The 25,534-nt window shown below is 64.7% G+C and carries 23 protein-coding genes and 1 other RNA gene; 10 read left to right on the forward strand and 14 right to left on the reverse strand.

Annotated elements, in window-relative coordinates; genetic code table 11:
* Positions 1-109: 109 nt before the first annotated feature.
* The 8 genes from Q0030_RS22455 to Q0030_RS22490 form a co-directional block, all read right to left on the reverse strand.
* Positions 110-622, reverse strand: coding sequence for a dihydrofolate reductase (locus tag Q0030_RS22455; RefSeq protein ID WP_298371787.1), 513 nt, complete (start codon positions 620-622; stop codon positions 110-112).
* On the reverse strand, positions 622-1,107 hold the full coding sequence (locus Q0030_RS22460) for a GNAT family N-acetyltransferase (RefSeq protein WP_298371789.1): 486 nt from the start codon (positions 1,105-1,107) through the stop codon (positions 622-624). The genes Q0030_RS22455 and Q0030_RS22460 overlap by 1 nt, the downstream gene beginning before the upstream one ends.
* Positions 1,107-1,901: a thymidylate synthase gene (locus Q0030_RS22465; RefSeq protein WP_298371791.1), complete on the reverse strand. Its 795-nt coding sequence runs from the start codon at positions 1,899-1,901 to the stop codon at positions 1,107-1,109. Before Q0030_RS22465 ends, Q0030_RS22460 begins: the two co-directional genes overlap by 1 nt.
* Before the next feature lie 175 nt (positions 1,902-2,076).
* The gene (locus tag Q0030_RS22470) at positions 2,077-3,057 is read right to left on the reverse strand and encodes a tripartite tricarboxylate transporter substrate binding protein BugD (RefSeq protein ID WP_298371793.1); all 981 of its coding nucleotides are present in this window, start codon (positions 3,055-3,057) and stop codon (positions 2,077-2,079) included.
* Between the two features lie 212 nt (positions 3,058-3,269).
* Positions 3,270-4,784: a tripartite tricarboxylate transporter permease gene (locus Q0030_RS22475; RefSeq protein WP_298371795.1), complete on the reverse strand. Its 1,515-nt coding sequence runs from the start codon at positions 4,782-4,784 to the stop codon at positions 3,270-3,272.
* 7 nt (positions 4,785-4,791) lie between these two features.
* Complete coding sequence (locus Q0030_RS22480; RefSeq protein WP_298371797.1) at positions 4,792-5,292, reverse strand: tripartite tricarboxylate transporter TctB family protein; 501 nt, start codon at positions 5,290-5,292, stop codon at positions 4,792-4,794.
* Between the two features lie 94 nt (positions 5,293-5,386).
* Entirely contained in the window at positions 5,387-5,920 is a 534-nt protein-coding gene (locus tag Q0030_RS22485; protein WP_298371799.1) for a chromate transporter, read from the reverse strand.
* The gene (locus Q0030_RS22490; protein ID WP_298371801.1) at positions 5,917-6,528 is read right to left on the reverse strand and encodes a chromate transporter; all 612 of its coding nucleotides are present in this window, start codon (positions 6,526-6,528) and stop codon (positions 5,917-5,919) included. Before Q0030_RS22490 ends, Q0030_RS22485 begins: the two co-directional genes overlap by 4 nt.
* Before the next feature lie 77 nt (positions 6,529-6,605).
* Between Q0030_RS22490 and ssrA the strand changes: the two genes are divergently transcribed.
* The 6 genes from ssrA to Q0030_RS22520 all read left to right on the forward strand — a co-directional run bounded on the left by ssrA (position 6,606) and on the right by Q0030_RS22520 (position 10,353).
* Positions 6,606-6,972: a transfer-messenger RNA gene (gene ssrA, locus Q0030_RS22495) on the forward strand.
* Between the two features lie 144 nt (positions 6,973-7,116).
* Positions 7,117-7,635 (forward strand): ClpXP protease specificity-enhancing factor SspB, encoded by a 519-nt coding sequence (locus Q0030_RS22500; RefSeq protein ID WP_298371803.1) that lies wholly within the window; start codon positions 7,117-7,119, stop codon positions 7,633-7,635.
* Between the two features lie 157 nt (positions 7,636-7,792).
* Positions 7,793-9,208: a class II fumarate hydratase gene (gene fumC, locus Q0030_RS22505; RefSeq protein WP_298371806.1), complete on the forward strand. Its 1,416-nt coding sequence runs from the start codon at positions 7,793-7,795 to the stop codon at positions 9,206-9,208.
* 275 nt (positions 9,209-9,483) lie between these two features.
* Positions 9,484-9,672 carry a DUF4169 family protein gene (locus tag Q0030_RS22510; protein WP_097674527.1) on the forward strand — a complete coding sequence of 63 codons (189 nt, stop codon included), beginning with the start codon at positions 9,484-9,486 and terminating at the stop codon, positions 9,670-9,672.
* Positions 9,669-9,944: a ribbon-helix-helix domain-containing protein gene (locus Q0030_RS22515; protein ID WP_021077181.1), complete on the forward strand. Its 276-nt coding sequence runs from the start codon at positions 9,669-9,671 to the stop codon at positions 9,942-9,944. Before Q0030_RS22510 ends, Q0030_RS22515 begins: the two co-directional genes overlap by 4 nt.
* A 55-nt stretch (positions 9,945-9,999) precedes the next feature.
* The gene (locus Q0030_RS22520) at positions 10,000-10,353 is read left to right on the forward strand and encodes a VOC family protein (RefSeq protein WP_298371809.1); all 354 of its coding nucleotides are present in this window, start codon (positions 10,000-10,002) and stop codon (positions 10,351-10,353) included.
* Positions 10,354-10,400: 47 nt separating this feature from the next.
* Here Q0030_RS22520 and Q0030_RS22525 read toward each other — a convergent pair whose 3' ends face one another.
* Together Q0030_RS22525 and Q0030_RS22530 are read right to left on the reverse strand one after the other, a co-directional pair.
* Positions 10,401-14,123, reverse strand: coding sequence for an AsmA family protein (locus Q0030_RS22525; protein WP_298371811.1), 3,723 nt, complete (start codon positions 14,121-14,123; stop codon positions 10,401-10,403).
* Between the two features lie 206 nt (positions 14,124-14,329).
* On the reverse strand, positions 14,330-15,562 hold the full coding sequence (locus Q0030_RS22530; protein WP_298371813.1) for a cytochrome P450: 1,233 nt from the start codon (positions 15,560-15,562) through the stop codon (positions 14,330-14,332).
* 171 nt (positions 15,563-15,733) lie between these two features.
* Here Q0030_RS22530 and Q0030_RS22535 point away from each other — a divergent pair, with 171 nt between their 5' ends.
* A complete protein-coding gene (locus Q0030_RS22535; RefSeq protein ID WP_223975511.1) occupies positions 15,734-16,345 on the forward strand; it encodes a TetR/AcrR family transcriptional regulator in 612 nt (203 codons plus the stop codon).
* Between the two features lie 4 nt (positions 16,346-16,349).
* Here Q0030_RS22535 and Q0030_RS22540 read toward each other — a convergent pair whose 3' ends face one another.
* The gene (locus Q0030_RS22540; protein WP_298371816.1) at positions 16,350-17,642 is read right to left on the reverse strand and encodes an MFS transporter; all 1,293 of its coding nucleotides are present in this window, start codon (positions 17,640-17,642) and stop codon (positions 16,350-16,352) included.
* Positions 17,643-18,346: 704 nt separating this feature from the next.
* Between Q0030_RS22540 and Q0030_RS22545 the strand changes: the two genes are divergently transcribed.
* From Q0030_RS22545 to Q0030_RS22555, 3 genes are read left to right on the forward strand one after another with little or no spacing between them, the layout of a single operon-like run.
* The gene (locus tag Q0030_RS22545; protein ID WP_298371818.1) at positions 18,347-20,116 is read left to right on the forward strand and encodes an adenylate/guanylate cyclase domain-containing protein; all 1,770 of its coding nucleotides are present in this window, start codon (positions 18,347-18,349) and stop codon (positions 20,114-20,116) included.
* 43 nt (positions 20,117-20,159) lie between these two features.
* Complete coding sequence (locus Q0030_RS22550) at positions 20,160-21,041, forward strand: phosphatase PAP2 family protein (protein ID WP_298371820.1); 882 nt, start codon at positions 20,160-20,162, stop codon at positions 21,039-21,041.
* On the forward strand, positions 21,038-22,075 hold the full coding sequence (locus tag Q0030_RS22555; protein WP_298371822.1) for an A4/G1 family peptidase: 1,038 nt from the start codon (positions 21,038-21,040) through the stop codon (positions 22,073-22,075). Before Q0030_RS22550 ends, Q0030_RS22555 begins: the two co-directional genes overlap by 4 nt.
* 59 nt (positions 22,076-22,134) lie before the next feature.
* Here the strand turns inward: Q0030_RS22555 and Q0030_RS22560 are convergent, their stop codons facing one another.
* The 3 genes from Q0030_RS22560 to Q0030_RS22570 are packed head-to-tail and all read right to left on the reverse strand — an operon-like array spanning position 22,135 to position 25,515.
* Positions 22,135-22,878 (reverse strand): ABC transporter ATP-binding protein, encoded by a 744-nt coding sequence (locus Q0030_RS22560; RefSeq protein ID WP_298371824.1) that lies wholly within the window; start codon positions 22,876-22,878, stop codon positions 22,135-22,137.
* Positions 22,859-24,658 carry an ATP-binding cassette domain-containing protein gene (locus tag Q0030_RS22565; protein WP_298371825.1) on the reverse strand — a complete coding sequence of 600 codons (1,800 nt, stop codon included), beginning with the start codon at positions 24,656-24,658 and terminating at the stop codon, positions 22,859-22,861. Before Q0030_RS22565 ends, Q0030_RS22560 begins: the two co-directional genes overlap by 20 nt.
* A complete protein-coding gene (locus tag Q0030_RS22570) occupies positions 24,658-25,515 on the reverse strand; it encodes a branched-chain amino acid ABC transporter permease (protein WP_298371826.1) in 858 nt (285 codons plus the stop codon). The genes Q0030_RS22565 and Q0030_RS22570 overlap by 1 nt, the downstream gene beginning before the upstream one ends.
* Positions 25,516-25,534: the final 19 nt, after the last annotated feature.

Raw genomic sequence — 25,534 nt, forward strand, 5'->3', positions numbered from 1 at the left:
GGCCTCGAATGTCCGGCCCGGTTATAGGGGACGGCTCAGGCCCTTACAACGCAAGCTTCCTTGCCGGACGAGCTATGCGCCGGGGCATAATTGTCAATGCAAACATTGGTTAACCCCGGCAGCGCCGACGATATGTCACATAGGAGAAGTCGGCGCTGTCGTCCGGACCAGCCGGATTTCGCACGCGCGCGACCTCGTCCCACTCTTTCGCGTCGATTGTGTCGAACCGTGTATCGCCGTCGGGCCGGGCGTGAACCTCGGTGATCTCCAGCCGATCGGCCATGCGCATTGATTGCGCATAGATCTCCGCGCCACCGATGACGGCAATTTCAGTGGCGAAACGCCGCAGCGCGTCACCAAGCGCAATGGCACGGGCATTTTCGAACGACGTGGTGACGATGGCGCCGCGCGCGCGATAGTTCGCATCGCGCGTCACCACGATGTTGGTGCGCCCCGGCAGCGGCCGGCGCAGGGATTCGAACGTCTTGCGTCCCATCACGATGGGCTTATTCAAGGTGATCGCCTTGAAGCGCTGCTGGTCGGATTTCAGCCGCCACGGGATTGCGTTGGCATTTCCGATCACGCCGTTCTCGGCGACCGCGACGACGAGCACGATCTCCATCAGCGCGCTCCTTGCGCGAGCGCCGACAGCGCCTCGCCGGAGACGCGGCAAATCGTCCATTCGTCCATCATCTCGGCGCCGAGCGACTTGTAGAACGCGATCGACGGCGCGTTCCAGTCGAGCACCGCCCATTGCAGCCGCGACCAGCCATTGGCGAGGCATTGCTTGGCCAGATGCACCAGCAGCGCCTTGCCGATACCCTTGCCGCGCAGCGCCGGACGCACGAACAGGTCCTCGAGATAGATGCCGTGGCGGCCGGCGAAGGTCGAGAAGTTGACGAACCAGACCGCGAAGCCGGCCGGCTCGCCGTTCCATTCGGCGATGTCGCAATAGAGCCGCGGGTTCGCGCCGAACAGCGCCTCGGCGATATCGGCCTCGCTGGCCTGAACCTCGTGCAAAAGCTTCTCGTAGTCGGCGAGCTCGCGGACCAGCGAGAACACCAGTCCGGCCTCATCGGGCCGCGCGCGGCGGATGGTGAGCGACATCAGACCGCGACTTCAGCCTTGATGTGCGGATGCGGGTCGTAACCCTCGAGCTTGAAGTCCTCGTAGCGGAACGCGAAGATATCCTTCACGTCGGGATTGATCGCCATCGTCGGCAACGGCCGCGTCGGCCGCGTCAATTGCAGGCGCGCCTGCTCGAGATGGTTCGAGTAGAGATGCGCATCGCCCAGCGAGTGCACGAAATCGCCGGGCTTGAGGCCGGTCACCTGCGCGACCATCATGGTCAGCAGCGCGTAGGAGGCGATGTTGAAGGGCACGCCGAGGAAGACGTCGCCGGAGCGCTGATAGAGCTGGCAGGACAATTTGCCGTTCGCGACATAGAACTGGAACAGGCAGTGGCACGGCGGCAGCGCCATCTTGTCGACCTCGGCCGGATTCCAGGCGCTGACGATCAGCCGCCGCGAGTCCGGATTCCGCTTGATCATCTCGATCACGTTGGCGATCTGGTCGATGCTGCGGCCATCGGGCGCGGGCCAGGAACGCCATTGCGAGCCGTAGACCGGACCGAGATCGCCATTGGCGTCGGCCCATTCGTCCCAGATCGTGACGCCGTTGTCGTTGAGATATTTGATGTTGGTGTCGCCGGCGAGGAACCAGAGCAGCTCGTGCACGATCGCCTTCAGCGGCAACCGCTTGGTGGTCAGCATCGGGAAGCCGGCCGACAGGTTGAAGCGCATCTGGTGGCCGAAGATCGACAGCGTGCCGGTGCCGGTGCGGTCGTGTTTCTCCGCGCCATCGGCGAGGATGCGTTCAAGCAGGTCGTGATACTGGTTCATGGCGTTGGTTTCGGACCCTTCGGGGAAGCGACGAACTTAACGGTCGAGGCCGCCGGCCGACACGCTGATTCGGCTGAATGCACCGATTATACCCCGAAAAGTGAGCACTCCGCGCGAAACGACAAGGGGCGGAACTCACGTTCCGCCCCTGCCCTATCCAGTTGATCGCGCTGGCTTAAGTGGCCGGCTTGAGCACCGGGGTCCACTTCGCGATCTCGTTCTTAACGAGGGTCGCGAGCGCCTCGGGCGTGCGGTTGGCGGGCGCCGGGATCACGCTGCCGAGCTCGAGCAGGCGCTTGCGCACGTTCTCGTCGTCGAGCGCCTTGTTGGCCGCGGCATTCAGCGTGGCGATGATCGCCGGCGAAGTTCCCTTCGGCGCGAAGATCGCGTTCCAGGCCTGGGCCTGGAACGCCGGCAGGCCGGCCTCCGCCGTGGTCGGGACATTGGGCAGCGACGGATTGCGCTCGGGGGTGGCGACCGCATAGGCCTTGATGGTGCCGGCGTTGATCTGCGGCACCGCGTTGACGATCTGGTCGCACATGTAATCGACCTGGCCGGCGACCAGTGCGTTCATGGCGGGGCCGGTGCCGTTGAAGGGCACACCCACCGGCTTGACGTCGAGGATCGAGTTCAACAGCTCGCAGGAGGCGTGTGAGACCGAACCGATACCGGCATGCGCGGCGTTGACCTTGTCGGCATTGGCCTTCACGTAGGCGACGAATTCCTTCAGATCCTTCGGCGGGAAATCCTTGCGGGCAAGGATCAGGATCGGCGTGCCCGCGAGCAGCGCGACGGGTTCGAAATCTTTTTCCGGGTGATAGGCGAGCTTCGGATAGAGCGGCACGGAGGCCGCATGCGTGCCCATATGTCCGGTGACGAGCGTGTAGCCATCATTGGCGGCGCGTGCGGCGCGCGTCGTTGCCGTGGTGCCGCCGGCGCCGACCACGTTCTCGATGACGATGCTTTGTCCGAGCGTCTGCGCCATGTGCGCGGTGACGATGCGCGAGATGACATCGGTCGGACCGCCGGCTGCGAACGGCACGATCATGGTGATGGTGCGCGTCGGATAGTTTTGCGCGGAGGCCGGTACGGCGAATGCGCCGAGCGCGGCAAATGCCGAAAGGCATGCGCCCGCAAGCGAGCGAACGGACATCATCTCAATTCCTCCCGGGAACGTTTGACCAATGAAAATGCCGGCCAAATCGGCCGGCATTTTCATTTCATGAGACGACATCGAGTGTCGATTCGACTTCCGCCTGCGGCGCGCCGACGCAGGGCCGGCGCTCCCTACTTGAGCATGATCTCCGCGCAAACGCGTTCCGCGTTTGTCGCGAGGGAAAACCGCTTCACACTTTTCCGGATCATGCTCTAGCCCTCGGACTCCACGAACACCTCGTCGCGCTTGGCACGCAAGGTCGGCAGCACGGCGAGCACCAGGAGACCTGCCGCGATCGCCAGCAGCACTGCCGACAGCGGCCGCGAGAGGAACACGCTCCAGTCGCCGCGCGAGATCAGGAGTGCACGACGCAGGTTCTCTTCCATCAGCGGGCCGAGCACCATGCCGAGCAGCAGTGGTGCCGGCTCGAAATCGTGCTTGATCAGCCAGTAGCCGACCAAACCGAACGCGCCTGCGAGCACGACGTCGACCGGCGCGTTGTTCACCGAGTAGATGCCGATCGCGCAGAAGATCACGATCGAGGGGAACATCAGCCGGTACGGCACGCGCAGCAGACGGACCCAGATGCCGACCAGCGGCAGGTTGATGATGATCAGCATCAGGTTGCCGATCCACATCGAGGCGATCATGCCCCAGACCAGGTCTGGCTGCTTCACCATCACCTGCGGACCCGGCACGATGCCATGAATGGTCATCGCGCCGACCATCAGCGCCATCACCGCATTCGGCGGGATGCCGAGCGTGAGCAGCGGGATGAACGAGGTCTGCGCCGCGGCGTTGTTGGCGCTTTCCGGCGACGCTACGCCCTCGATCGCGCCGCGGCCGAACCGCGACGGATCCTTGGCAATCTTCTTCTCCAACGTATACGCGGCAAACGACGCGATCACGGCGCCGCCGCCCGGCAGGATGCCAAGGATCGAGCCCAGGATGGTGCCGCGCACGATTGCCGGCGCGGAATCCGTCAGGTCCTTCCTGGTCGGCATCAGGCCGGTGATCTTCTGCTGCACCAGATCGCGGCTCATCTCGGCACCGGCGTCGAGATTGCGGATGATCTCCGCGAAGCCGAACACACCCATCGCCACGGTGGCAAAGCCGAGACCGTCGGCAAGCTCGGGGATGTTGAAGGCCATGCGCGAGGCGCCGGTCTCGATGTCGGAGCCGACCATCGACAGCAGCAGGCCGAACACGATCATCGCGATCGCCTTCAGCACCGAGCCCTTGGCGAGCACCACCGCGAAGATCAGGCCGAGCACCATCAGCGAGAAATATTCGGCCGGGCCGAACGCCAGCGCGAGCTTGGTCAGCGGCGCGCCGAGCACGGCGATCAGGACGGTTGCGACGCAACCGGCGAAGAACGAGCCGATCGCGGCGATCGCGAGCGCCGGGCCAGCGCGGCCCTGTCGTGCCATCTGGTGGCCGTCGAGCGCGGTGACCACGGAGGTCGCCTCGCCCGGAATATTGACCAGGATCGAGGTGGTCGAGCCACCATACTGGGCGCCGTAATAGATGCCGGCGAGCATGATCAGCGCGCCGACCGGCGGCAGGCCGAAGGTGATCGGCAGCAGCATGGCGACGGTGGCGATGGTGCCGATGCCCGGCAGCACGCCAACCAGCGTACCGACCAGTGCGCCGATCAGGCACATCAGAAGATTAATCGGCGAAAGCGCCACGGCAAAACCGTGGGCTAGATTGGCGAACAGTTCCATTGCGCCCTCACTGAATCAGGAAACGAGGGAACATCGGCATCGGAAGTCCCAGCACGTAGGGGAAAAGCAGCGCGCAACCGAGCGTCAGGCAGCCGCCGACGATGATGGCCTCGATCCATTTCGTCTCATGCGAGCCCATCGCCGCGATCAGGAAGGCGGCAAAGGCGGAGACCACGAGCCCGAGCGGGCGGATCGCCACTGCGAAGAACACGATGGCCGCCGACACGAACAGCGGCCCGCGCCAGGAATAGGCCGCGATCTGCGGACCATCCCGCATAACTCCCACCAGCGCCACAGCGCCGCCGAGCAACAGCAGCAGCACGGCGAACATGCGCGGCGCGGTTCCGGCGCCGAACGAGAATCCGTGCATGCCCTGCAGATCGCTGGAGGCCCACAAGGCAAACACCGCAACCGCCATCATGGCGAGCCCGCCGACAAAGTCCTGCGGGCCGCGCACCCATGTCGGCAAGATCGATTTGACCGGCGCCTCGCTCGGCATATCGCTCATGAGTTCGCTCCCCCCGTCAGGGCTGTCCCGCCCGTTGTGATTGAATGGATTGGCTTGTGGTGCGTTGACCGAAGAACCTTGCTAGCGATTTTCGTCAGACAACGCCAGCAAAACCCAAGAGACCTCCGGCAAGCAACATCCATAAGGGATTGATCCGTGTCGCAAAAGCAAGCGCCGCTGCGACAATGGTGATCAGGATCGCGATCCAACTTTGGTCTGATGTCTGCGCCACGATCAGGCCGGAGGCAGCCATCAGTCCGATCGACAGCGGAACCAATGCGGCCTGAATGATCGCCGGCCAACGCGCGTCGCGCGAGCGATCGAGGAAGCGGCTCACATAATAGGCAAGCAACGCGGTCGGTCCGCACATCGCGACCGTTGCGGCCAACGCCCCGGCGACGCCTGCGACAGAATAGCCTATCAGCGTCACGATCAGCACGTTCGGTCCAGGCGAGAGCTGCGAGATCGCGAACACGTCGGCGAACTGCTTGTCGGTCAGCCAGTGATGCAGGTCGACGGCGGCGCGGTGCATTTCGGGGATCGCCGAATTGGCCCCGCCGACCGCAAACAGCGACATCAGGCCAAAGGTCCAGACCAGTGCTGCGATCGGGCTGGACTCCGAACTCATGCCGTCACCATGCGTCGCGCCAAAACTGTCGTCGCGATGCTGAGCGGGATCGCTACCAACAGCACGATCTGGAGCGGCCATCGGATCAGTCCGATCGCGACGAAAACCGTAGCCAGTATGACGAGGCCTGTGACATCGCGTCGCTTCAACAGCGGCATCACCATCTTGAAGACGACGGCGAACAGCAGCCCGACCGCGGCACAGGCGACGCCGGCGAGTGTCCGGCGCAGGACGTCGATATCGCCGTAGCGGGCATAGAGCGCGGCAAGGATTGTCGCGATCACCATCGGCGGCCCCACCAGTCCGGCAAAGGCCGCAAGGCCGCCGGCTATGCCGCGAAAGCGCGAGCCGAATACGACCGACAGGTTGACGATGTTCGGACCTGGCAGGAAATGGCACAGCGCGAAGGTCTCGTTGAACTCCTCGGCCGTCATCCACCGGTGCTGCTCGACGATCGACCGCCGCGCCCAGACCAGGACCCCGCCAAAGCCGGCCAGCGACATCTTGGCAAAGGCCAGGAACAGCTCGAGCAGGCCGGGCTGGAGGGGCGCAGGCAGTGCAGAGGCATCCGGCGCCGGGGCGGCAACCGGCGGGGATTCCGGGGGCATAGACAGAATCTAGAACGGCGTCGGGACGCGGGCCAACCCAAATCGGCGTGTTTTCACACCTGAACAAGCCTGAATCGGCTCTATTTTTCTTCGTTCGTGCCGCCTATATTGGGGGTGCCGGTTCGCCGGCTATGGAAATAAATGGCCGTCGCAATAAACCATTCGGACCCGGGGGCGGTACCCGGCGCCTCCACCAAAACCCATCCCGAGCCCCTTGCTTCGGTGGCTTTTGGCGGGGGCGAAATAGGATCGACGAGGGCGTAAAGGGCGTGTTTTTTCTCGGTATGGTTCCGCCGTTATCGGGCTAATGCAATAGTTGCCAACGACAACTTTGCTCCGGTTGCTCAGGCTGCGTAACGCAGTTTGAAAGACCATCTTAAAGTCCTAACGGGTTAAGCTCCGTTAGGCGGGGTTCGGAGGCACCTGGCAACAGAAGCCTCCACTTTATTTCCGATCGGGCGTCCGCCCGTATTTTCCGCTGCCAGCCCTGCTGATTTCCGGGTCCCGGCGGGGTAGCATATGGCCAAAAGGGCGAGTCGGCCGGTCCGGCGGCGCCACACCGGCCATTTTCGAAGCGACAGGATCACCATGGCGACCGATCACATCCGATATGACGTGCTGGCGCGCGACGCGCTGCGCGGGGTGCTGCGCCGGGTGTTGTCCGACGCCGCCGAACATGGCCTGCCCGGTGAGCACCATTTCTACATCACCTTCCTCTCGCACGGCGATGGCGTGAAGCTGTCGCCGCGGCTGCTCGCGCAGTATCCGGAGGAGATGACCATCATCCTGCAACACCAGTTCTGGGATCTGGTGGTGACCGAGGACCGGTTCGAGGTCGGCCTGTCGTTCGGCGGGATTCCCGAGCGGCTGAACGTGCCGTTCGCCGCGGTGACCCGCTTCCTCGATCCGTCCGCTCCGTTCGATCTGCGGTTCGACGTCTCGGACGCGCTGTCCGAGGAAGCCCCGCCCGCGACCGCACCGGCCTCTCCCCTTCCCGCACCGGCCGCCCGGGCGGTCGAGCCGGAGACGGCCGAGACCGAGCAGGAGCCGGCGAAGCCCAGCGAGGGCGCCGAGGTCGTGCGGCTGGACCGCTTCCGCAAGAAATAATCTAAACGCAGATCGATCCTCGACCTTGTAGGATGCTCTTGAGGGCCGGGATGACAGATCGTCATCCCGGACTATCTTCTGCATGAACGTGCCTTCGCGCGAACGCTGCCGCGTGGCTACGCCGGACCACGTTCTGACGACGCAACGGAGAGCATGCATGGCTCAATCGACGACACCATCCAACGCCGCCACCCGCAGCGAGACCGACAGCTTCGGTCCGATCGACGTCGCCGCCGATCGCTACTGGGGCGCGCAGACCGAGCGCTCGCGACAGAATTTCAAGATCGGCCACGACCGGATGCCGATCGCGATCATTCATGCACTCGCCATCGTCAAGCTCGCCGCAGCCGAGACCAATCGCGAACTCGGTCAGCTCGATGCGCGCCGCGCCGACGCCATCATCGGCGCCGCCAGGGAAGTGATCGAGGGCAAGCTCGACGATCATTTTCCGCTGGTCGTCTGGCAGACCGGCTCGGGCACGCAAACCAACATGAACGTGAACGAGGTGATCGCCAACCGCGCCAACCAGATGCTCGGCGGCGAGCTCGGCGCCAAGCAGCCGATCCATCCGAACGATCACGTCAACATGAGTCAGTCGTCGAACGACTCCTTCCCGACCGCGATGCATATCGCAGCGGCCGGCCGCATCATCGCCGACCTGATCCCTGCCCTCACCGAGCTGCATCAGGCGTTGCACCAGAAGCAGGACGCGTTTGCCAAGATCGTGAAGATCGGCCGCACGCATACCCAGGACGCGACACCGCTGACGCTCGGCCAGGAATTCTCCGGCTACGCCGCGCAGGTCGAGAGCGGCATCGCGCGGCTGCGCACCGCGGTGAAGGACCTGTTTCCGCTGGCGCAGGGCGGCACCGCTGTCGGCACCGGCCTCAATTCGAAGCCGGAATTCGCCAACGCCTTCGCCAGGCATGTCGCCGAGATCACCAAGCTGCCGTTCACCAGCGCGGCAAACAAGTTCGAGGCGCTGGCTTCCAACGACGCCTATGTGCTGGTGCACGGCGCGATCAATTCGGTGGCGACCGGCCTGTTCAAGATCGCCAACGATATCCGCTTCCTCGGCTCGGGTCCGCGCTCGGGCCTCGGCGAGTTGATCCTGCCCGAGAACGAGCCGGGCTCGTCGATCATGCCGGGCAAGGTCAACCCGACGCAGTGCGAGGCCATGACCATGGTCTGCTGCCAGGTGTTCGGCAATCAGACCACGATCACCGTCGCCGGCAGCCAGGGCCATTTCGAGCTCAACGTGTACAAGCCCGTGTTGGCATATTGTATGATAAATTCCATTCAGTTGCTGTCTGACGTTGTCCGCTCATTTACTGAGCATTGCGTTGTCGGAATACGCGCCGACGAAAAGCGCATCAACGAGCTGATGCAGCGCTCGCTGATGCTGGTGACGGCGCTCGCGCCGAAGATCGGTTACGACAACGCAGCCAAGGTCGCGAAGTCGGCGCACGCGCACGGAACGACGTTGAAGGAAGAGGCTTTGCGGCTCGGATTCGTAACTGCCGACGAATTTGATCGCCTCGTGCAGCCGGACAAAATGACACACCCCGGCTGAAGTGAAGCGCGCAATGTCCGGATAATTACGGTCAGCGCGCGTGATATAATTATGGATCATAACGCCTAAAGGCTAAGGCTGTTTGCCTATCAGCTCTGCGCTGGCGCATGGTACAGACGTCTAGTTTTCGCAGAGCGAAACGGATTCTTTGATGCTATCACAAGCATCAAATGGGGATTCGGGATGGATATCGAGCCGGGCGCTTAGCGCGATCGCTCTTGCTTTCATCACGATGCATCACCAATTCCGCTCTGGGGACGATAAGGACGACGAGCATGGGCGACGTGGTCAACCTGAAACGATTCAAGAAGCGCGGTGAGCGCGAACAAGCAGCAAAGCAGGCCGAAGCCAATCGTGCGCTATTCGGTCGCACCAAATCCGAACGAGCGCGTGACGAATTTCTCGGCGAGCGCAGTGAGCGTGTGCTCGATCAGCACCGCATCGAAAGTGGTGACGCATCATGAAGTCTCCTGTCGTCAAGCGTTCGATCGTCGTCGCCGGTCACAAGACCAGCGTCAGCCTCGAAGAAGCCTTCTGGAACGGCATGAAGGAGATTTCCGGTCTGCGGAACATGACGCTGTCGGAATTGGTCGGCGAGATCGACAGCAATCGTCAGCAGGGCAATCTGTCCTCGGCGATCCGGCTTTTCGTGCTCGACTATTTCCGCTCGCGCGCCACCCCGGCCGTGCCGACGGACGTCAGGCCGCAACAGGTCGACACGCGCCAGCAGGCCTGATGGTCTTGCCGACCGTCGCTTCGGCAGACGGTCGTTCCGCCGCGCGGACTTCAGCATGAAGGTCAATCGCATCGTCGCGAACGTTGCCGCATCAGATGTCGCGGCAGCGAAGTCGTTCTATCGCGACATCCTCGGCCTCGAAGTGCTGATGGATTTCGGTTGGGTTGCGACTTACGGTTCATCCGAAACGATGCAGGTCCAAATCAGCTTCGCTTCGGAAGGCGGCTCCGGCACGCCGGTGCCCGATCTCTCGATCGAGGTCGACGACCTCGACGAAGCGCTGCATCGGATGAGGACCGCCGGCATCGCGATCGAATACGGACCGGCGGAGGAGCCATGGGGCGTGCGGCGCTTCTACGTCCGCGATCCCTTCGGCCGGCTGATCAATATTCTCCAGCACCGCTCGTAAGCGTTTTCATCACGCGAACCTGACCCCACTTCGCCCGGAGGCGCTTGCTAGTTCTGCATCGCCGGCCGCGGCGGCGGATTGGCGACCTGCGGCGTCAGCGAGAGCGGCGGCCGCAGCGGCCTCGATCTGGCCGCGCCGGGCACCGGCTTGACCTCGATCGGCGGCGGCAGCGGCGCCAGCTGCGGCTGGCTCGCAACCGGCGCAGGCGGCACAGCGGCAGGCGCTGTGGCGGCCGGCGGGATGATCGGCGGCCGCGGCGCAACGATCTTCGGCTTCGCCGGCACGCGGCGCGGGTCAGGGCCCGGCACCGGCAAGTTGGCCGAAGGCACTGCCGCCGAATTCGCGCCGGGCGCATCGGGCGCTGGAGCTGCGGGCGGCGGAAGGGCCGCCGGGGTCGGCGGCGGCGCCGGTTCGCCACGCTCGATCGCATCGAGGCGCTTGGTCTCCCGGTCGATCGCGCGCACCGCCAGCCACGACGACAACCCCGCAATGTCGACGCTGCGCGACAATCCGTCGGGTGTGCCCACCGCAAGCAGCTGGATTTCCGGACGGCTGCTCGCGGTGCCGACCTGCGTCGATGCCAGCGCGGCGCGGATGTCGGCCTGGTCGGCCGGAATGTCGTAGCCGCCGGACACGATGACATTGGCACCGCTCGCCGCGAGCGTGGTGGTGCCGAACCGGACGCGGCCGTCACGGATGTTGAAGGGGATTTGCGCCGAAGCGACCGCCAGCCCGCCGGTTGCCAGCGCCGGTTCGACGATCTGCTTCAGCCGCGTGTCGTCGGTCGCCTGCCCGGAATCGCTGGCGCGGATCGCAACGTCGAACGCGCGCGGATCGAGCCCCGGAAGGTTCAGCCCCTCCAGCGTCACGGCGCCGCTGCCGGACAGCGCACCGATCAGCGCCGAGGCGCTACGGCCCTGCGTCAACAACGTCATCTGCATCGAAGCGCGTCCCTTGGGCATCGCGAGACTGCGGTAGCGCAAGGCCGAGCCGTCGACACCCGAAAGCTGCACATTTGCATTTAGGGCGAGGCCGTTGACGCCCTGTCGCGCATCGATGGAGGCGGTCGCCTCGCCCCCGCCGATCTTGCCCTTGACGCCGTCGAAGGTCAGCGACTGCCCATCCGACCTGATGATGCCGCTGACCGGCTGCAGCTCGGCACCGCCCGGCAGCAGACCGTGCAACGCTTCGAACGTGACCTTGCCGCGCCAGGCGCTCGTCAGCCCTTGGCCGAGCGGCTCCGTCGCATCGTGACCGACCGCACCGATCGCCGCCGCGAAAATCGGCGCCAGCGTGATCTGATCGAGGCCGACTTCGCCATCGAGGCTCTTCTGATCGGCGAGCGTCAGCGCCAGCCGACCGCGCAGCCGCGAACCGGCGACGATGCTGTCGAGATCGTCGAAGGTCAGCCTGTCACCCGCAAGCGTGACCCGCGACGATAGGCGGATGTTTGCCGCCGGATCGGATGATTTCAGATTGAGCAGCGGACTGATGTCGGCGCTGCGGACACGGAGGCTGACGCTCGATTTGCTCTCGCCGGCCCCGTTCTTGGACCACGGCTCCGCGGTCCCTTCCGCATCGACGTCGAGCCCGGCGCCCCAGAGCCGCGCCTTCAGCCGCAGCGGCGCATGCCACGCGCCGCTCGCGGTGCCCTCGAACTGCGTCGGGCCCGCACCGGCTGCGACCGCGCGGTCAAGCCCAAGCAGCGCCAGCAGCGTACTGCCCTCGCTCGCAGAGAATTTCGCCTCGGCGGTCACGTCGCTGTTGCGAAGTGCGTCGACATCCAGCGCACGGATCGCAGCCACCGGCGGCGTCGCCGAAATCACTGTATTGCCCTTGAGCTGCGGCGTGTCGAGGTCGACCGTCGCGCGCGCGCTGACGTGATCGGCGGCCTTGCCTTTGCCGAGGTCGAGCGCAAGCCTGGCGCGAACCGGACCAGCATCCGCGCGCAGCACGCCGAGCCGCGCGGCAAGCGCCGGCGCGAACGGCTGGACCACAGCCGTCAGCCGGCCAAGCGACGCGGCGGTCGCATCGACTGCGAGCTTGCCGGTCGAATTGGCGCGATCGAAATTGCCGCTGCCATCGAGCGTGACATTGTCGGGCTGACCGATTTTCAAGCGCTCGAGCACGATGTTCTTTGGGCTGTAGGCGATCTTCGCGAGCAGCGGCCGCAATTCCTGCCCCGAAGAGATCGCGCGACCGACGTCGAGCGACAATTGCGCCTCGTCCGGCCATTCCGCTTGCGGGCCCGCCAGCGAGCGGATGAAGGCCGCGGTCGCATCGAGATCGAGCCGCTCCGCCTTCAACTGCGCCTCGACCTTGGAGTCGCTCGTCGCCTCGCGATGCGAGACCGCGACGCGGCCCTCGACCGAGCCGCTCTCGATTTCCGCCTTCATCGCGTCGATCGAAAAGCCGGTCGGCGACACCGTGACGTCGCCGCGCAACCGCAGCGGCTTCTGGCTGCGGTAGGCGATATCGCTCCGCCCTTGCAGCCAGCTCATCAGCGTATCGGGATCGGACGATTCGATGTTGAGCGCGGTCTTGAAACTGTTCGAGGCGCCGGGCTGCGCGCTGGCGCCGCTCATCGAGACCCGCGTCGATCCCGGCGCGCGAAACTCCAGCCGGCGCACGGTCCATGATTTCGCATCCGATTGCAGCTCGGCCGAGATGTCCTGCAACGGACGGCCGCCGAGCATGATCTGCTCGGACGTCAGCTCCAGCTGCGCCGGGATCGGGCTTTGCGGAAGACCCGACAACACCGCGCGCATCGCCGGCAGCACGCGCACCGGCTCGACATTGCCGTTGTTGCCGTCCTTGGCGCTATCCTTGGCGGCGAACTTGTCGCCATCGAGCTGTCGTGCCGAAAGCGAGGCGCGCAGAAGCGGCGACGCGCCGAACCGGAGATCGCCATTTCCCGCGAGCTTCAGCGCACGGTCCTCGCCGCCATAGCTCACCTCGACCTGGTCGAGACGTGCCGCCGAATAATCCGATTTGATCTTGGCCGCGATCCGCCAGGGCGGCATGTCGCTGCCGGCGCGCTGGCCAGGTGTGCCCGCCAGAGTCACGCTCCCCTCGAACCGCGGCGCGCGGGCCTCGAAGGTCAGGATGCCGTCGAGATCGGCCGACACCGGGCGCTGCCCGGGATCGATGTTGAAGTGCAGGCGAGTGCCGCTGCCGTCGGCGCTTTGCCCCGAGGAGATCCGAAACGGGTAGCGGTTGCCGTCGAACATGAAATTGCCGTCGCCGCGGACCGCGCCGGCAAGCGAGCGGACATCGCCGCTGAAGGCAATGTCGTTCAGCTCGAGCGTGCTGCGGCTCGCGGCATCATGCAGTGCGATGCGGCCGGTCAGATTGAGGCGGTCGATTGCCAGTGAGGCCAGGCTGAAGCTCCCGCTCGACGGCGACCAGTCGATCCGCCCTTTCGGATCGAGCCCGAGATCGAGCGACATGCCGTTGATGGTGAGTTCGTTCGCGCGCCACTCGCCGCGCATCAGCGAGCTCAGGCTGAGCTCGACGTCGAGATTGGCGGCCCGGATCTTGCCGAGGTCGTGGGCGCCGCCGACGGTGACGGTTTTCAACCGCAGCGACGGCGCAGGCAGCAGACGCGCGTCGAGATTGCCGGCGACACGAACCGGCGTGCCGATGATCTTGGACGCCTCCGCCTCGAACTGCGGCCTGAACTGGTTCCAGTCAACGAAATACGGACCGACCAGCGCAGCGACCAGTGCAAGAATGAAGGCGATTGCCAGGCCGAGCAGCGTCGTCTGCACGGTGTCTCCCTTTGAGCCCGCTCCGCGGAGCTGAACCCTCGGCCGGAGCAACCCAAATATAGAGACAAGTATGGCGAAGTCACAGCGGCATTACCGCTGCGACGTCAGGCGGATGACGGTTTTCCGCTCAAGCGTGCGTGCACACCGGCCGCCGCGACAGGGTTAATGCCCTGCCGCACGTCCCGGATGTCACCACATCCGGGATGTCACCAGCTCGCAGGGAGCCGCTTCAGCCCGCGCAGCACGAAGGTCGGCCGCCACTCCGGATTTTCCGCGTCATCGAGCCGCAGGTCGGGGATCCGGCGCAGCAGCGTCGAGATCGCGATCTCGGCCTCGATCCGCGCCAACTGGGCACCGAGGCAGAAATGGATGCCGCCGCCGAACGACAGCGGCTTCACGTTCGGCCGCTGGATGTCGAGCTTCTCCGGATGGTCGGGATAGACCGCCTCGTCGTGGTTGGCCGAGCCCAGCAGGCACAGCACGCTCTCCCCCTTCGGGATGCGCTTGCCGCCGAGATCCTCGATGTCTTCCAGCGCGACGCGGCCGGTCAGCTGCACCGAGGAATCGTAGCGCAGGAACTCCTCGATCGCATTGGTGATCAGGCCGGGATTGGCCTTCAGCAGCGCGAGCTGGTCCGGGTTGCGGAACAGCGCGAGCAGGCCGTTGCCGATCAGGTTCACGGTCGTCTCGTGGCCGGCGCCGAACAGCAGGATGATGTTCGCGGTTAGCTCCTCGTTGGTCAGCTTCTGGCCGTCCTCCTCGGCCTGCACCAGCTGCGTGGTGAGGTCGTCGCCCGGCTGCCTGCGGCGCAGCTCGAACAGCTGGTGGAAATACATCGCGGCCATCACGTTGCCGGCGTTGCCCTTCTTGATCTCCTCCGCCGACAGCGGCACCGGATCGAGCAGACGGCCGCCATCACGGGAGCCGGTATAGAAGGCCTCGCGTTGCTCCTCGGGAATGCCGAGCATGTCGCAGATGATCGTCACCGGCAGGCGGAATGCGAAATCCTCGATCAGGTCCATCTTTCCTTGCGGAATGATGCGGTCGAGCGTCTCGTCGACGATCTGCTGGATGCGCGGCCGCATGTCCTCGACCCGGCGTGCGGTGAAGGCCTTGACGACAAGGCCGCGCAGACGGGTGTGGTCGGGCGGATCCTGCTGCAGCATCCAGTGGCTCATGCTGCGGAAGACCGGCTCCTCCATGATCTTGGGGCCGTAGCGGCGGATCGAGCGCTCGACGTAATCCTTGCCGAACCGCTTGTCGCGCAGCACGAGGCTTGCCTCGGCGTGTCGGCTGGCGACGAAGGCGCCGTGCGTGCTGACATGCATCGGATCGAGGCGGCGTAGCCGCTCATAGTACGGATAGGGATTACGAATGAATTCGGGCGCCAGTGGATTGAAAAGCGGCTCGCCGCTGGCCGGCTGAACTTGCTCGTTCATGGTGACCTCGTTCGTGCGCTACGCCGGTGCCTGCACTCTGGCGCGCCTTGGTGTCATCCTCAAGACCGCACCAACGCGGGTGTGGCCATTCTGGTTTTAGCAACTCTCGTTTTATCAAATGCAACTCGATACACTCTTGTATCGAGTTGCATTCTGCCCTAAACTGCGCCGATGTCAAGGGTTCGAACCAGACCGACACGGGACGACACCTGCGAGAAGCTGTTCGAGGCGGCGGCGCAGGTGTTCGAGGAACAGGGAATCGGCGGCGCCAGCATCGAGACGATTGCGGCCGCGGCGGGTTTCACCCGCGGCGCCTTCTATTCGAACTTCAAGAGCAAGGACGAGCTGATCTTCGCGATGCTCGAGGATCACGTCGAGCAATCGATCCGGCGCAATCTCGATTTGCTCGCCAAGCACAAGGACCTCGCCGACTTCCTGGAGGCGTTGCGCACCGTGGACCGCAGCCGGCAGGATCCGCTCGGCCGCTCGCCTCTCCTGCATATGGAGATGATCCTGTTCGTGGCACGCGCCGAGAAGCGCAGGCCCGAACTCGCCAAGCGCTTGCGCGCACGGCGCAAGCTGATCGCCGACATCGTCGAGACCGCGCAGAAGAACAGCGGCAGGAACGCCAGACTCAATCCGGACTGGACCGGCGCGATCGTGCTGGCGCTGGAAGATGGTTTCCGCCTGCACCGCCTGATCGATCCGGAGACCACACCCGCCGACAGTTGTCTGCGCGCGATCACCGACCTGCAGCGGGCGATCGGCGTTTCATCCGCCTGACGCGTCAGGCGGCGCTCGCGGCCTTGTGCATCTGTCCGGCGACGGCACGGACCTTGCGGGGCGAAGCCTGCCAGATCGCGAATGCCGACAGCAGGCTGACGGTAATGCCGAGCAGGAACGCGCTGGTATAACTGCCCGAGAGATCGTAGAGCTGACCCGTGATCCACGGGCCCGCGGCTCCGCCGGCGAGCGCGGCCAGCATCACGGTGCCGAAAATGCTGCCGTAGTGCCTGCCCTGGAAGATCTCGAGCACCACCGGTCCCATCACGGATGTCAGGCCATAGCCGAGCGCGCCCTGGGTGAACACCATGAGATAGATCAGCGTCATGCTCGGCCAGTATTTCAAGGCGGCGAGCGCGGCAAAGCAGATCACGAAGCCCAAGCACGAGATCGCCCACACCCATTCCCGTCCGATTCGGTCGGAGAGATGCCCGAGCCATATCTGGCCGGGAATGCCGAGCAGGCTGACGACGCCAAGCGCCCAAACACCGACATTGGAGCTGAAACCGATGTCGAGCAGGAATTTGGTCTGGTGTACCTGCACGGCGTACCAGATGTACAGGCCGCAGAAATAGCCGATCGCGATCCACCAGAACCGCGCGGTGCGCAGCGCACGCGACAGCGTCCAGTCGGTGCCGGCCCACACAGGATCGACGATGTTCGATGCCGGCCTGGCCGACGTCGCCGTCGGCGCCGCATCGCCGTCCGGCTGCAGGCCGATGTCCTCCGGCTTCTTGTGCAGCAACAGGTTGATCGGCGCGAGCACGACCAGCACCACGATCCCCATCGCGGTACAAGCGGTGCGCCAGCCGGTGTGCTCGATCATGTGCTGCACCCATGGCAGCAACGTCACCGAGCCGATGCCGACGCCGGCGAAGGCGAGCCCGATCGCCAGCCCGCGGCGGCGGAGAAACCAGTTCGGCACGAACAGCGATTGGCCGGAATAGCCGAGGCAGACGCTGCCGGCGCCGACCAGCACGCCGATGGTGAGATAGAGGTGCCAGGGCTGTGTGGTCAGCGGCGCCAGCAGCAGGCCGGAGCCCATCAAGAGCACACCAAGCTCCATCACCGCGCGCGGCCCGCCGCGGTCCATCAGCCGGCCGATCAGCGGGCTCGCGATCGCCGAGGCAACGAAGCCGAACGAGAATGCGCCCGCGGTGACGCCGCGCTCCCAGCCGAATTCGGAGATGATCGGCGGATAGAACAGCGAGAATGCCGTCCGTGCGTTGACGCCGATCGCCATGGTGACGAAGGTCACCGCGACGATGATCCAGCCGTAGAAGAAGGGAAGTCGCATGGGGGGCTTCGTTGCCAGGGTTGGAGGACGACTACCTGTTTCAGCCCGCGCCCGCTGACGGTCAAGTCCCACGGACCGACAAGGCGGCTTCAAGGGCCGGTATTCCACCAGCCCGCGTCAATTCGCTCAATCAACAGGCCAAATTGTGTGAAGCAATTCATAGACAATCAGGCCTGGCGCGGCAGACTTGCGCGCGATGTCAACCACCTCGGCCATGTCAGTGACCTTCTGTTATCTGCGGGACTTCCGAGTACGCTCCATCGGACGACTGGCAGCACCGGATCCGACGATGGTGGTCGCTCCAGCGGTAACGCCGCGCTCCCGGCTAATCTCGCCCCTGATCGGCGGGAAGAAAGGAGAACACCGCTCCCGCATTGACCCAGATCAATGGAGACAAGTTTCGCCGCGACGATGATCCAGCCATGAAGCCAAGGGACGCATTTGCGTTGCATGTTCAAGGCGCGAATGCCTGCTTGGTCCGCACCGTATCCACTCGTCGGGCGGATCGCGATTGCGCGCCCACGGTCACCCCCTCAAAGGTTGCAAACATCATACTGTACCAGCGCACTTGGTTGGCACAGCCCACCGGATGGACCCTTCCTTTATGATCTTGATGAAGATATCCTTTTCGCGTTGATGTCCTTTTCTTCGTGCCGGATTTTAGTCGCGTATCAGTAAAATTTTGCAGAAGTATCAATAATATGATGACCCCATCGGTCCCGGAAGTTCGCCGACGTCTCGCGGCAATCCTTGCGGCAGACGTGGTCGGGTATACGCGCCTGATGGAGGCGCACGAGGAAAACACCCATACCCGGCTGATGCGATTGCGCTCGGAAGTCCTCGACCCCGGCGTCACGGCGCAGAACGGCAGGATCGTCAAGAATACCGGCGACGGCTTCCTTGCGACATTCGATACCGCGCGCGATGCAACGCGGTGCGCTCTTTCGCTGCAAGAAGCCCTGGCCGTGAACACGGCCGCGATGCCCGCCGACGAGCGCATCAGCTTTCGCATCGGGCTGAATGCCGCGGACATCATCGTTGAAGAGGATGACGTCTATGGCGAGGGCGTGAATATCGCCGCGCGCCTTCAGAACTATGCGCAAGCGGGCGGCGTCGTGGTGTCGGGAGCCGTTGCGGAGCAGATCGGCCAGGACCTGGACGTCAGCGTGATCGATCTTGGTGATCTGCATCTTCGCAACATGGGCCGGCCTGTCCGCGTGTATGCGCTCCACCGACCCATGCAGCCCGCGAAGCTGGTTGGCGAAGCCCCGGTGGGCTCGGAACCCCGCCCCTCGATTGCCGTGCTGCCGTTCCGCATGAACCTGGCCACGCCGGAAGAGGGCTATTTCGCCGATGGTGTCGTTGACGACATCATTCGCGGCCTGGCCGGGCTCAAGGAGCTTTTTGTCGTATCGCGCGGGTCCAGCCTTGGCTTCAGCGGCCGCAACGTCGACGTGCGCGAGATCGGACGTCGGCTCGGGGTTCGCTATGTCCTCTATGGCGGGATTCAGAGGACGGTGACCTCGGTCCGCATCGTGACCGAGCTCAGCGACGCCGAGTCGGGCGAAGTCATTCGTTCGGATTTGCACGAAGGCGACCTTGGCGAGCTGTTTGCGCTCCAAGATCGGATTGCCATCAATGTCGTAAGACAAATCGCGCCGCAGGTTCGCGAGCGCGAACTGATGCGATCGATGCGCAAACATCCGGAGAACCTGACCGCCTACGACCTCGTGTTGCAGGCGCTCGATCTGCTGTACCGGATGGACTACGATTCCTTCTCCAAAGCGCGTGGCCTGCTCGAGCAAGCCATTTCATACGACCCTAATTTTTCGTTGGCCTATTCCTACGTCGCGCTGTGGTACGTGTTCCGGATCGGGGAAATCGGATCGCCGGATCCCGAGGGTGACGTCATCGCCGGCGCCAGATACGCCAAGGAGGCGATCGATCGAGGCGGTGACGATGCATTCGCGTTGGCGGTGTATGGTCACGTCCAATCATTCCTGCTGCACGACTTTCAAAGCGCAAGGATAGCCCTCGACCGCGCGATTGCCGCCGGCCCAAGTTCGGCCATGGCCTGGACCATGGCGAGCGCAACATCCGGCTTTCTCGGTGACGGCCCTGCCGCCCTGCACCAGGGTGAGCAGGGCGTCCGGCTCTCGCCGCTCGACGCGCGCTCGTTCTGGCACGAGGGATTGTTCGGCCAGGCTCACTACGTGAATGGCGATTATGAGCAGGCATTGGAGTGGGTGCGTGGCGCACTGAACCGCAACGGACTTATTCGCTTCAATCATCGCCTGCTGATCGTCACGCTCGGTGCCTTGGGCCGTCGTGAAGAAGCGGCGGAGGCGGCGCGCCGCTACCTGGAAATTCAACCTGGATTCCGCATTTCGTCCTACGCGCCACACTGCCCGTTTCGTGGCGATGCATTGGAAACCTGGCTCGGCCACCTGCGATCGGCGGGGCTTCCTGATTGACTGCTATTGCTGACGACAACTGCCGACAGAGGGAGAGACGTCAATGACAGGCAACACGGGTAACACGGGCAATACCGGAAACACCGGCAATACGGGAAACACCGGCAACGTCGGAGGGGGTGGTTGGTTTATCTCAGACCGCGTCGACTTGCCGTTCGTCACGAGGCTCGACCCCTCGGGCACCAACGAGCTGAGCACCCTGCGGCGGACGCCGCCGGCGCATTTCGGCAGCCGGCAATGGTCTGCAGAATGGTATGCGTGGCGTGTCCTGCATCAGTTCGTCGCCAATGCCCCCGGCTGGGCAGCGACCGTCGACGCCGACGCTACCCTCACGCAGATTCGGGCCGACCTGGTCGCCGGCTATGCCGCCCAGATCGACAACCTCGTGCTCGCCGCGCGGGATGAGCGGCCGGATGCCATGGGCCTGATCCTCTCGCAGGACGTTGAATTCTTCACGGATTTTCTGGCCGTGCTGACCGCCAGGCCCGGCTCGCATACGCAAACCTGGCGCCTGTTGAATATCGCGAGTTTGATTGGGTCCTTTGCGGCATTGTATTTCAAGGACAGATACGATTTGCCTCGGCCGTCGCAGATTTGCCCCGCATTGCTGCCGCCGATCCAGGTCCCCGGTCACTCATCCTGGCCAAGCGGGCATTCCACCCAGGCGCATTTCATGAAGAACTGTATGCTTCGGGTGTTCGCTGCGACGGCGATGTCCGCGGCCGACCAGGCCGTCTGGAAATCCGACCTGTCGATCCTGGCGGATTCGATCGCCCGAAACCGCGAGATTGCCGGCGTGCATTATCCGAAGGATTCGGAAGGCGGCGCCAGAATCGCGGATCTGCTGGACACCGTCATTCTGACACCAAACGTCGTGCCGATGTTTGACGCCGCAATCGCGGCTGCCGCAGGCGAATGGCAATGAGCACCCGGGACGGGCGGAGCCCCACATACGACACCGAAGGCCTGAGGAAGGTCATCAGGGATTCGACAACCAGCGTGCTTCCTCCCACTGGATTCCGCACGATGGTCGCGTCGCAAGACGAGTTGAAGGCGCTCGGTTTTCCAAGACGACCGGACCCGGTGCTGCAGCCGGCCGAGTACGCATTCTGGCAGAAGATGTTTGGTCCGACGGTGGCGTTCGAGGCGTTCGATTTCCACGTGCTTTCCCCCGTCACGGCGGGCCTGCGCCGATCGCTCGACCAATCGCCGCGGCGGGAAAGCAGCCTCAACTGGTCCGGCGCCTACATAATGCCGAGGGATGGCACCGTATTCTCGTCGATCTGGGGGAAGTTTCAGGTGCCGACGCCAACCCAGCCGGCGAGCGGCCGCGCCAGCGAGACATATCACAGTTCGACGTGGATCGGCTTTGATGGACAACGTCGGTATTACAGATCGACGCTGCCGCAGATCGGCACCGCGCAGAACATCGACCCCGCCACGGGCGCGGGCAGCCCGACGACCTCGTTCTTCGCGTGGTGGCAATGGTGGGTAAGGGGCGATCCGGCCCAGGCGCATCCCATCACGCTCGTGTCGCCGAAGATTCATGCCGGCGATCTGATCATGTGCCTCATGCAGGTGGCGCCCGATCGCACCGGCGTGTCGTTCGTGATCACGAACCTCACGACCAGTCGCTCCGTGCAGTTCTTTCAAACCGCACCCATGACCCAGCTGGGGCAACCCTTCAAGATTCCCGGCGCGACGGCGGAATGGGTGATGGAGCGGTCGGCTCTCCCGGGAAATCCAACCCCGCTGCAGCTCCCGGACTACGGCACCGTGGTCTTCCACGACTGCGGCGCGTCGGCAATCAACATGGATACCGGAGCGATGGTCGAGCGCAATCTCTCCGGCGCGAAGCTCATCGACATGTACGTCGTGAAGGAGGGCCCGGAAAGGACCGAGAAGCCCTCGATTGCGAAACCGATCGATCCGACGGAGTTTCTCACCTACTTCCGCTAGCGCGCGTTCGACAGCACTCTGGCTACGAGACTCGGCACTGACGAAATTGGAACGGCGCCCTACGCCAGGGCGTGGCTTTCATGGCCGAAATAGGCGCGCTCGAGCCGATGGGCGAGGTCGCTCTCGCCGGTCACGGCCTCCAGCGCGATCGTTCCCTGCACCAGCGCGTAGACGCGATCGGCGCAGGCCAGCGCCTTCTCGAGCAGCTGCTCGACCAGCAACACCGAGGTTCCCTGCTCGCGCAGCCGCCCGATGACGTTGAGGACGCGATCGACCAGCACCGGCGACAGTCCCGCGGATGGCTCGTCGAGCATCAACAGCCGCGGCCGGCGGACCAGGCCCTGCGCCACCGTCAACATCTGCTGCTGCCCGCCCGAGAGTGCGCCGCCGCGCTCATGCCGCTTCTCGGCGATCTCGGGAAAGAATGACAATGCTTCCTCGATGCGCGCGGCGCGTTCGGCGCGCCGCAGATCATAGCCGGCGAGCAGCAGATTGTCGGTGACGGAGATCTGCGTGAACACGCGATGACCCTCGATCACATGCACGAGCCCGGCGCGTGCGGCATCGCGCGGCGTGGCGTTGGTCATGTCGCGACCGCCGAACCGCACTTGCCCGGCACTGACGGGCAACAGACCCGACATCGCGCGCAGCAGCGTGGTCTTGCCGGCGCCGTTCGGACCGAGCAATGCGACGACCTCGCCGGCGGCGATCGTCACGTCGATGCCGTGCAGCACGCGGATCTTGCCGTAGCCGGACTCCAGCCCGCTCACGTTGAGCAGAGGTTCAGCCGCCGAGGTAAGCACTGACGACCTCCTTGTGGACGCGGATCTCCGCCGGCGTTCCCGCCGCCAGCGTGCGGCCGAGATTGAGCACGGTGACCTGGTGGCAGATGTCGAAGATCAGGTCGGCATGATGCTCGACCAGCAGTACACCGGTGCCGCGGCCGCAGATCGCCTTGATCAGGCTCGCCAGCCGCTCGATCTCGTCGTTGGAGAGGCCAGCCGCGGGCTCATCGAGCAGCAGGAAATCCGGATCGAGCATCATGGCGCGTGCGATCTCGATGAAGCGCAGCTCGCTGTGCTGCAGGCGGTCGGCGCGCACATCGGCGAGCGCCTCCAACCCGACCACGCCGAGCAGCGCCCGCGCCTTGGCGGCAAGCAGACGTTCGTCCGCAGCGTTGCGCGGCAGTGCGAGCATCGCCTCGACGAAGTTCGCCCTGCCCTCGATCGAGCCGCCAATCATGACGTTCTCCAGCACCGAGGCTTCCCCGATCACGCGCGGCGTCTGGAAGGTGCGCGCGATGCCGCTGATCGCCCGCAGCACGGGCTGGCCGGCCGGCAACGCCGCATCGCCCAGCGTCATGGTGCCGGCCTTCGCGGCGTAGTACCCGGAGATCACGTTCAGCGTGGTGGTCTTGCCGCTGCCGTTCGGTCCGATCAGCCCATGGATCTGGCCAGGCGCAACATCGAGGTCGAGGCCGTCGATCGCCTTCACATTGCCGAAGCTCAGCGCGATGCCGCGCAACTGCAGCGTCTTGCCACCGTCGCGCCGGCGCACGATGTCGGCGAGCGCCGCCGGGCGCGGAACGATGGCGCGGTTGCTGGCGAGCGGACGGCGGTTGCGGAAATCGAGCAGCGCCGCGATGCCGCCGGGCATCACCAGCACGATCAGCAGCAGCAGCACCGCGTAGAGGAAGGTCGACCACGCCGCGAGCGGCGCCGCGATCTCCGGCAGGATGGTCAGGATGATGGTACCGAGCATCGGCCCGAGGATCGAGCCGCGGCCGCCGATCAGGATCGCGATGAAGAACAGCACCGAGAGATCGAAGGTGAAGGCGTCCGGCGTGATGTAGGTCTGTAGCGTCGCGAACAATCCGCCGGCGATCGCCGCCAGCGCCCCGGCGAACAGGAAGATCGCGATCAGCATCTTCGGCTTGGAGATGCCGCTGGCTTCGGCCGCGACCTCGGCGTCGCGCACCGCGATCAGCGCACGGCCGAAGCGGCTGCGCGCGACGTTGGCGCTCATCCATGTGGTGAACGCGGCAAACGCGATGCAGAGGCCGTAGAAACCCCACGGCGTGTTGAATGGCGCCGGGAATTCCGGACCGGCAATGCCGATGCCGCCGCCGGTTACGCTCTGCCAGGCCAGCGCGATCTGGGTCACGATGGTCGCAAAGCCCAAGGTCGACATCGCGAAATAGAAGGTGCGCAGGCGCAAGGCCGGCAGGCCGACGATCACGCCGAAGATCGCGCCGATGAGGCCCGCGACCGGCAAGGCGGCGAATACCGGAATAGCCGGCATCACGTTGCCGGCGACCAGCACGCTGGTCGTGTAGGCGCCGAGCGTCAGCAGCGCGACATAACCGATCGCGAGATGCCCCGCGAAGCCGACGACGAGATTGAGGCCGGACACCAGCACCCAGTAGATCGCGGCGCGGGTGCCGATCAACACCCAATAGTCGTTGCTGACGAAGGGCAGCAGCACCGCCGCGACCAAGATACCGATGAACGGCAGGATGTGCGGCAGCGCCGCGCGCCATGCGCCGCCGTCGGTTCGGGGCGAAGTGGCTGCGACCGAGGTCATCACACCCTCCGCGCGGTCGAGGCGCCGAACAAGCCTTGCGGCGCCGCGAGCAGCACCACGATGAACAGCGTGAACACCGCGACCGAGGAGAAGATGCCGCCAACCAGGAAGTTCGCCGCCTGCTGGAACAGGCCGAGCGCCAGCCCGCCGATGATCGCGCCTCGGTTATTGCCGAGTCCGCCGAGCGCCACCGGCACGAAGCCGTAGAAGTTGAGCAGCGCGCCATTGGCGAAGAAGGCCAGCAGCAATTGCCCTCCGGAAAATCCGGCGATGCCGCCGACCACTCCGGCGAGCGCGTAGCTCGCGACGCGCAGATTGCGCTCGGGCAGGCCAAGCGCCCGCGCCGCGAAATTGTCCTCCGCGATGGCCAGGAACGCGCGGCCGACCAGCGTGCGGCGGTAGAGATACTCAAGGCCGACGATGGTGATCGCGCAGGCGGCGACCGGCAGCCAGAATTTCTCGTCCCAAACGCCCTCGCCGAATCCTGCGATGCGCGGGAACGGCTGTGGCTCGGTGCCCCATTTAATCGCGGTGACCTGCTGGATCATCAGTGCGACCGCCAGGGTCGACAGCACGTACAGATGCTGGTCGAGGCTCTTGAGCACCGGCCGCACCGCGACGAATTCGGTGATGATCCCGATCACCGCGCAGCAGAGCAGCGTCAGCACGAAACCGGCAGCGATCGGCAGGCCGAGCTTCAGCGTGAACATCGAGCCGAACACGCCGCCCAGCATCGCGAGCTGGCCGGCGGTGAAGCTCATCACCCGCGAGGTCGAGAACATCGTGTTGTAGGTGACGCCGACCAGCGCGTAGATCGCGCCCGCCGCGAGACCGGATGCAAGGATCGAGGCCAGCATCGGCCGCGCCCTCGCCCTT

It is taken from the genome of uncultured Bradyrhizobium sp. (assembly GCF_947648125.1).
GTDB lineage: Bacteria > Pseudomonadota > Alphaproteobacteria > Rhizobiales > Xanthobacteraceae > Bradyrhizobium.

What these genes read in the sequence shown, in the direction of transcription:
- Q0030_RS22480 (WP_298371797.1), bottom strand. Translation starts at nt 5,292, where the DNA reads ATGAGCGATATGCCGAGCGAGGCGCCGGTCAAATCGATCTTGCCGACA.
- Q0030_RS22535 (WP_223975511.1), top strand. Translation starts at nt 15,734, where the DNA reads ATGTCAAGGGTTCGAACCAGACCGACACGGGACGACACCTGCGAGAAG.
- Q0030_RS22540 (WP_298371816.1), bottom strand. Translation starts at nt 17,642, where the DNA reads ATGCGACTTCCCTTCTTCTACGGCTGGATCATCGTCGCGGTGACCTTC.
- Q0030_RS22530 (WP_298371813.1), bottom strand. Translation starts at nt 15,562, where the DNA reads ATGAACGAGCAAGTTCAGCCGGCCAGCGGCGAGCCGCTTTTCAATCCA.
- Q0030_RS22470 (WP_298371793.1), bottom strand. Translation starts at nt 3,057, where the DNA reads ATGATGTCCGTTCGCTCGCTTGCGGGCGCATGCCTTTCGGCATTTGCC.
- Q0030_RS22475 (WP_298371795.1), bottom strand. Translation starts at nt 4,784, where the DNA reads ATGGAACTGTTCGCCAATCTAGCCCACGGTTTTGCCGTGGCGCTTTCG.
- Q0030_RS22500 (WP_298371803.1), top strand. Translation starts at nt 7,117, where the DNA reads ATGGCGACCGATCACATCCGATATGACGTGCTGGCGCGCGACGCGCTG.
- Q0030_RS22455 (WP_298371787.1), bottom strand. Translation starts at nt 622, where the DNA reads ATGGAGATCGTGCTCGTCGTCGCGGTCGCCGAGAACGGCGTGATCGGA.
- Q0030_RS22550 (WP_298371820.1), top strand. Translation starts at nt 20,160, where the DNA reads ATGACAGGCAACACGGGTAACACGGGCAATACCGGAAACACCGGCAAT.
- Q0030_RS22515 (WP_021077181.1), top strand. Translation starts at nt 9,669, where the DNA reads ATGAAGTCTCCTGTCGTCAAGCGTTCGATCGTCGTCGCCGGTCACAAG.
- Q0030_RS22465 (WP_298371791.1), bottom strand. Translation starts at nt 1,901, where the DNA reads ATGAACCAGTATCACGACCTGCTTGAACGCATCCTCGCCGATGGCGCG.
- fumC (WP_298371806.1), top strand. Translation starts at nt 7,793, where the DNA reads ATGGCTCAATCGACGACACCATCCAACGCCGCCACCCGCAGCGAGACC.
- Q0030_RS22520 (WP_298371809.1), top strand. Translation starts at nt 10,000, where the DNA reads ATGAAGGTCAATCGCATCGTCGCGAACGTTGCCGCATCAGATGTCGCG.
- Q0030_RS22490 (WP_298371801.1), bottom strand. Translation starts at nt 6,528, where the DNA reads ATGCCCCCGGAATCCCCGCCGGTTGCCGCCCCGGCGCCGGATGCCTCT.
- Q0030_RS22555 (WP_298371822.1), top strand. Translation starts at nt 21,038, where the DNA reads ATGAGCACCCGGGACGGGCGGAGCCCCACATACGACACCGAAGGCCTG.
- Q0030_RS22485 (WP_298371799.1), bottom strand. Translation starts at nt 5,920, where the DNA reads ATGAGTTCGGAGTCCAGCCCGATCGCAGCACTGGTCTGGACCTTTGGC.
- Q0030_RS22510 (WP_097674527.1), top strand. Translation starts at nt 9,484, where the DNA reads ATGGGCGACGTGGTCAACCTGAAACGATTCAAGAAGCGCGGTGAGCGC.
- Q0030_RS22570 (WP_298371826.1), bottom strand. Translation starts at nt 25,515, where the DNA reads ATGCTGGCCTCGATCCTTGCATCCGGTCTCGCGGCGGGCGCGATCTAC.
- Q0030_RS22565 (WP_298371825.1), bottom strand. Translation starts at nt 24,658, where the DNA reads ATGACCTCGGTCGCAGCCACTTCGCCCCGAACCGACGGCGGCGCATGG.
- Q0030_RS22545 (WP_298371818.1), top strand. Translation starts at nt 18,347, where the DNA reads ATGACCCCATCGGTCCCGGAAGTTCGCCGACGTCTCGCGGCAATCCTT.
- Q0030_RS22460 (WP_298371789.1), bottom strand. Translation starts at nt 1,107, where the DNA reads ATGTCGCTCACCATCCGCCGCGCGCGGCCCGATGAGGCCGGACTGGTG.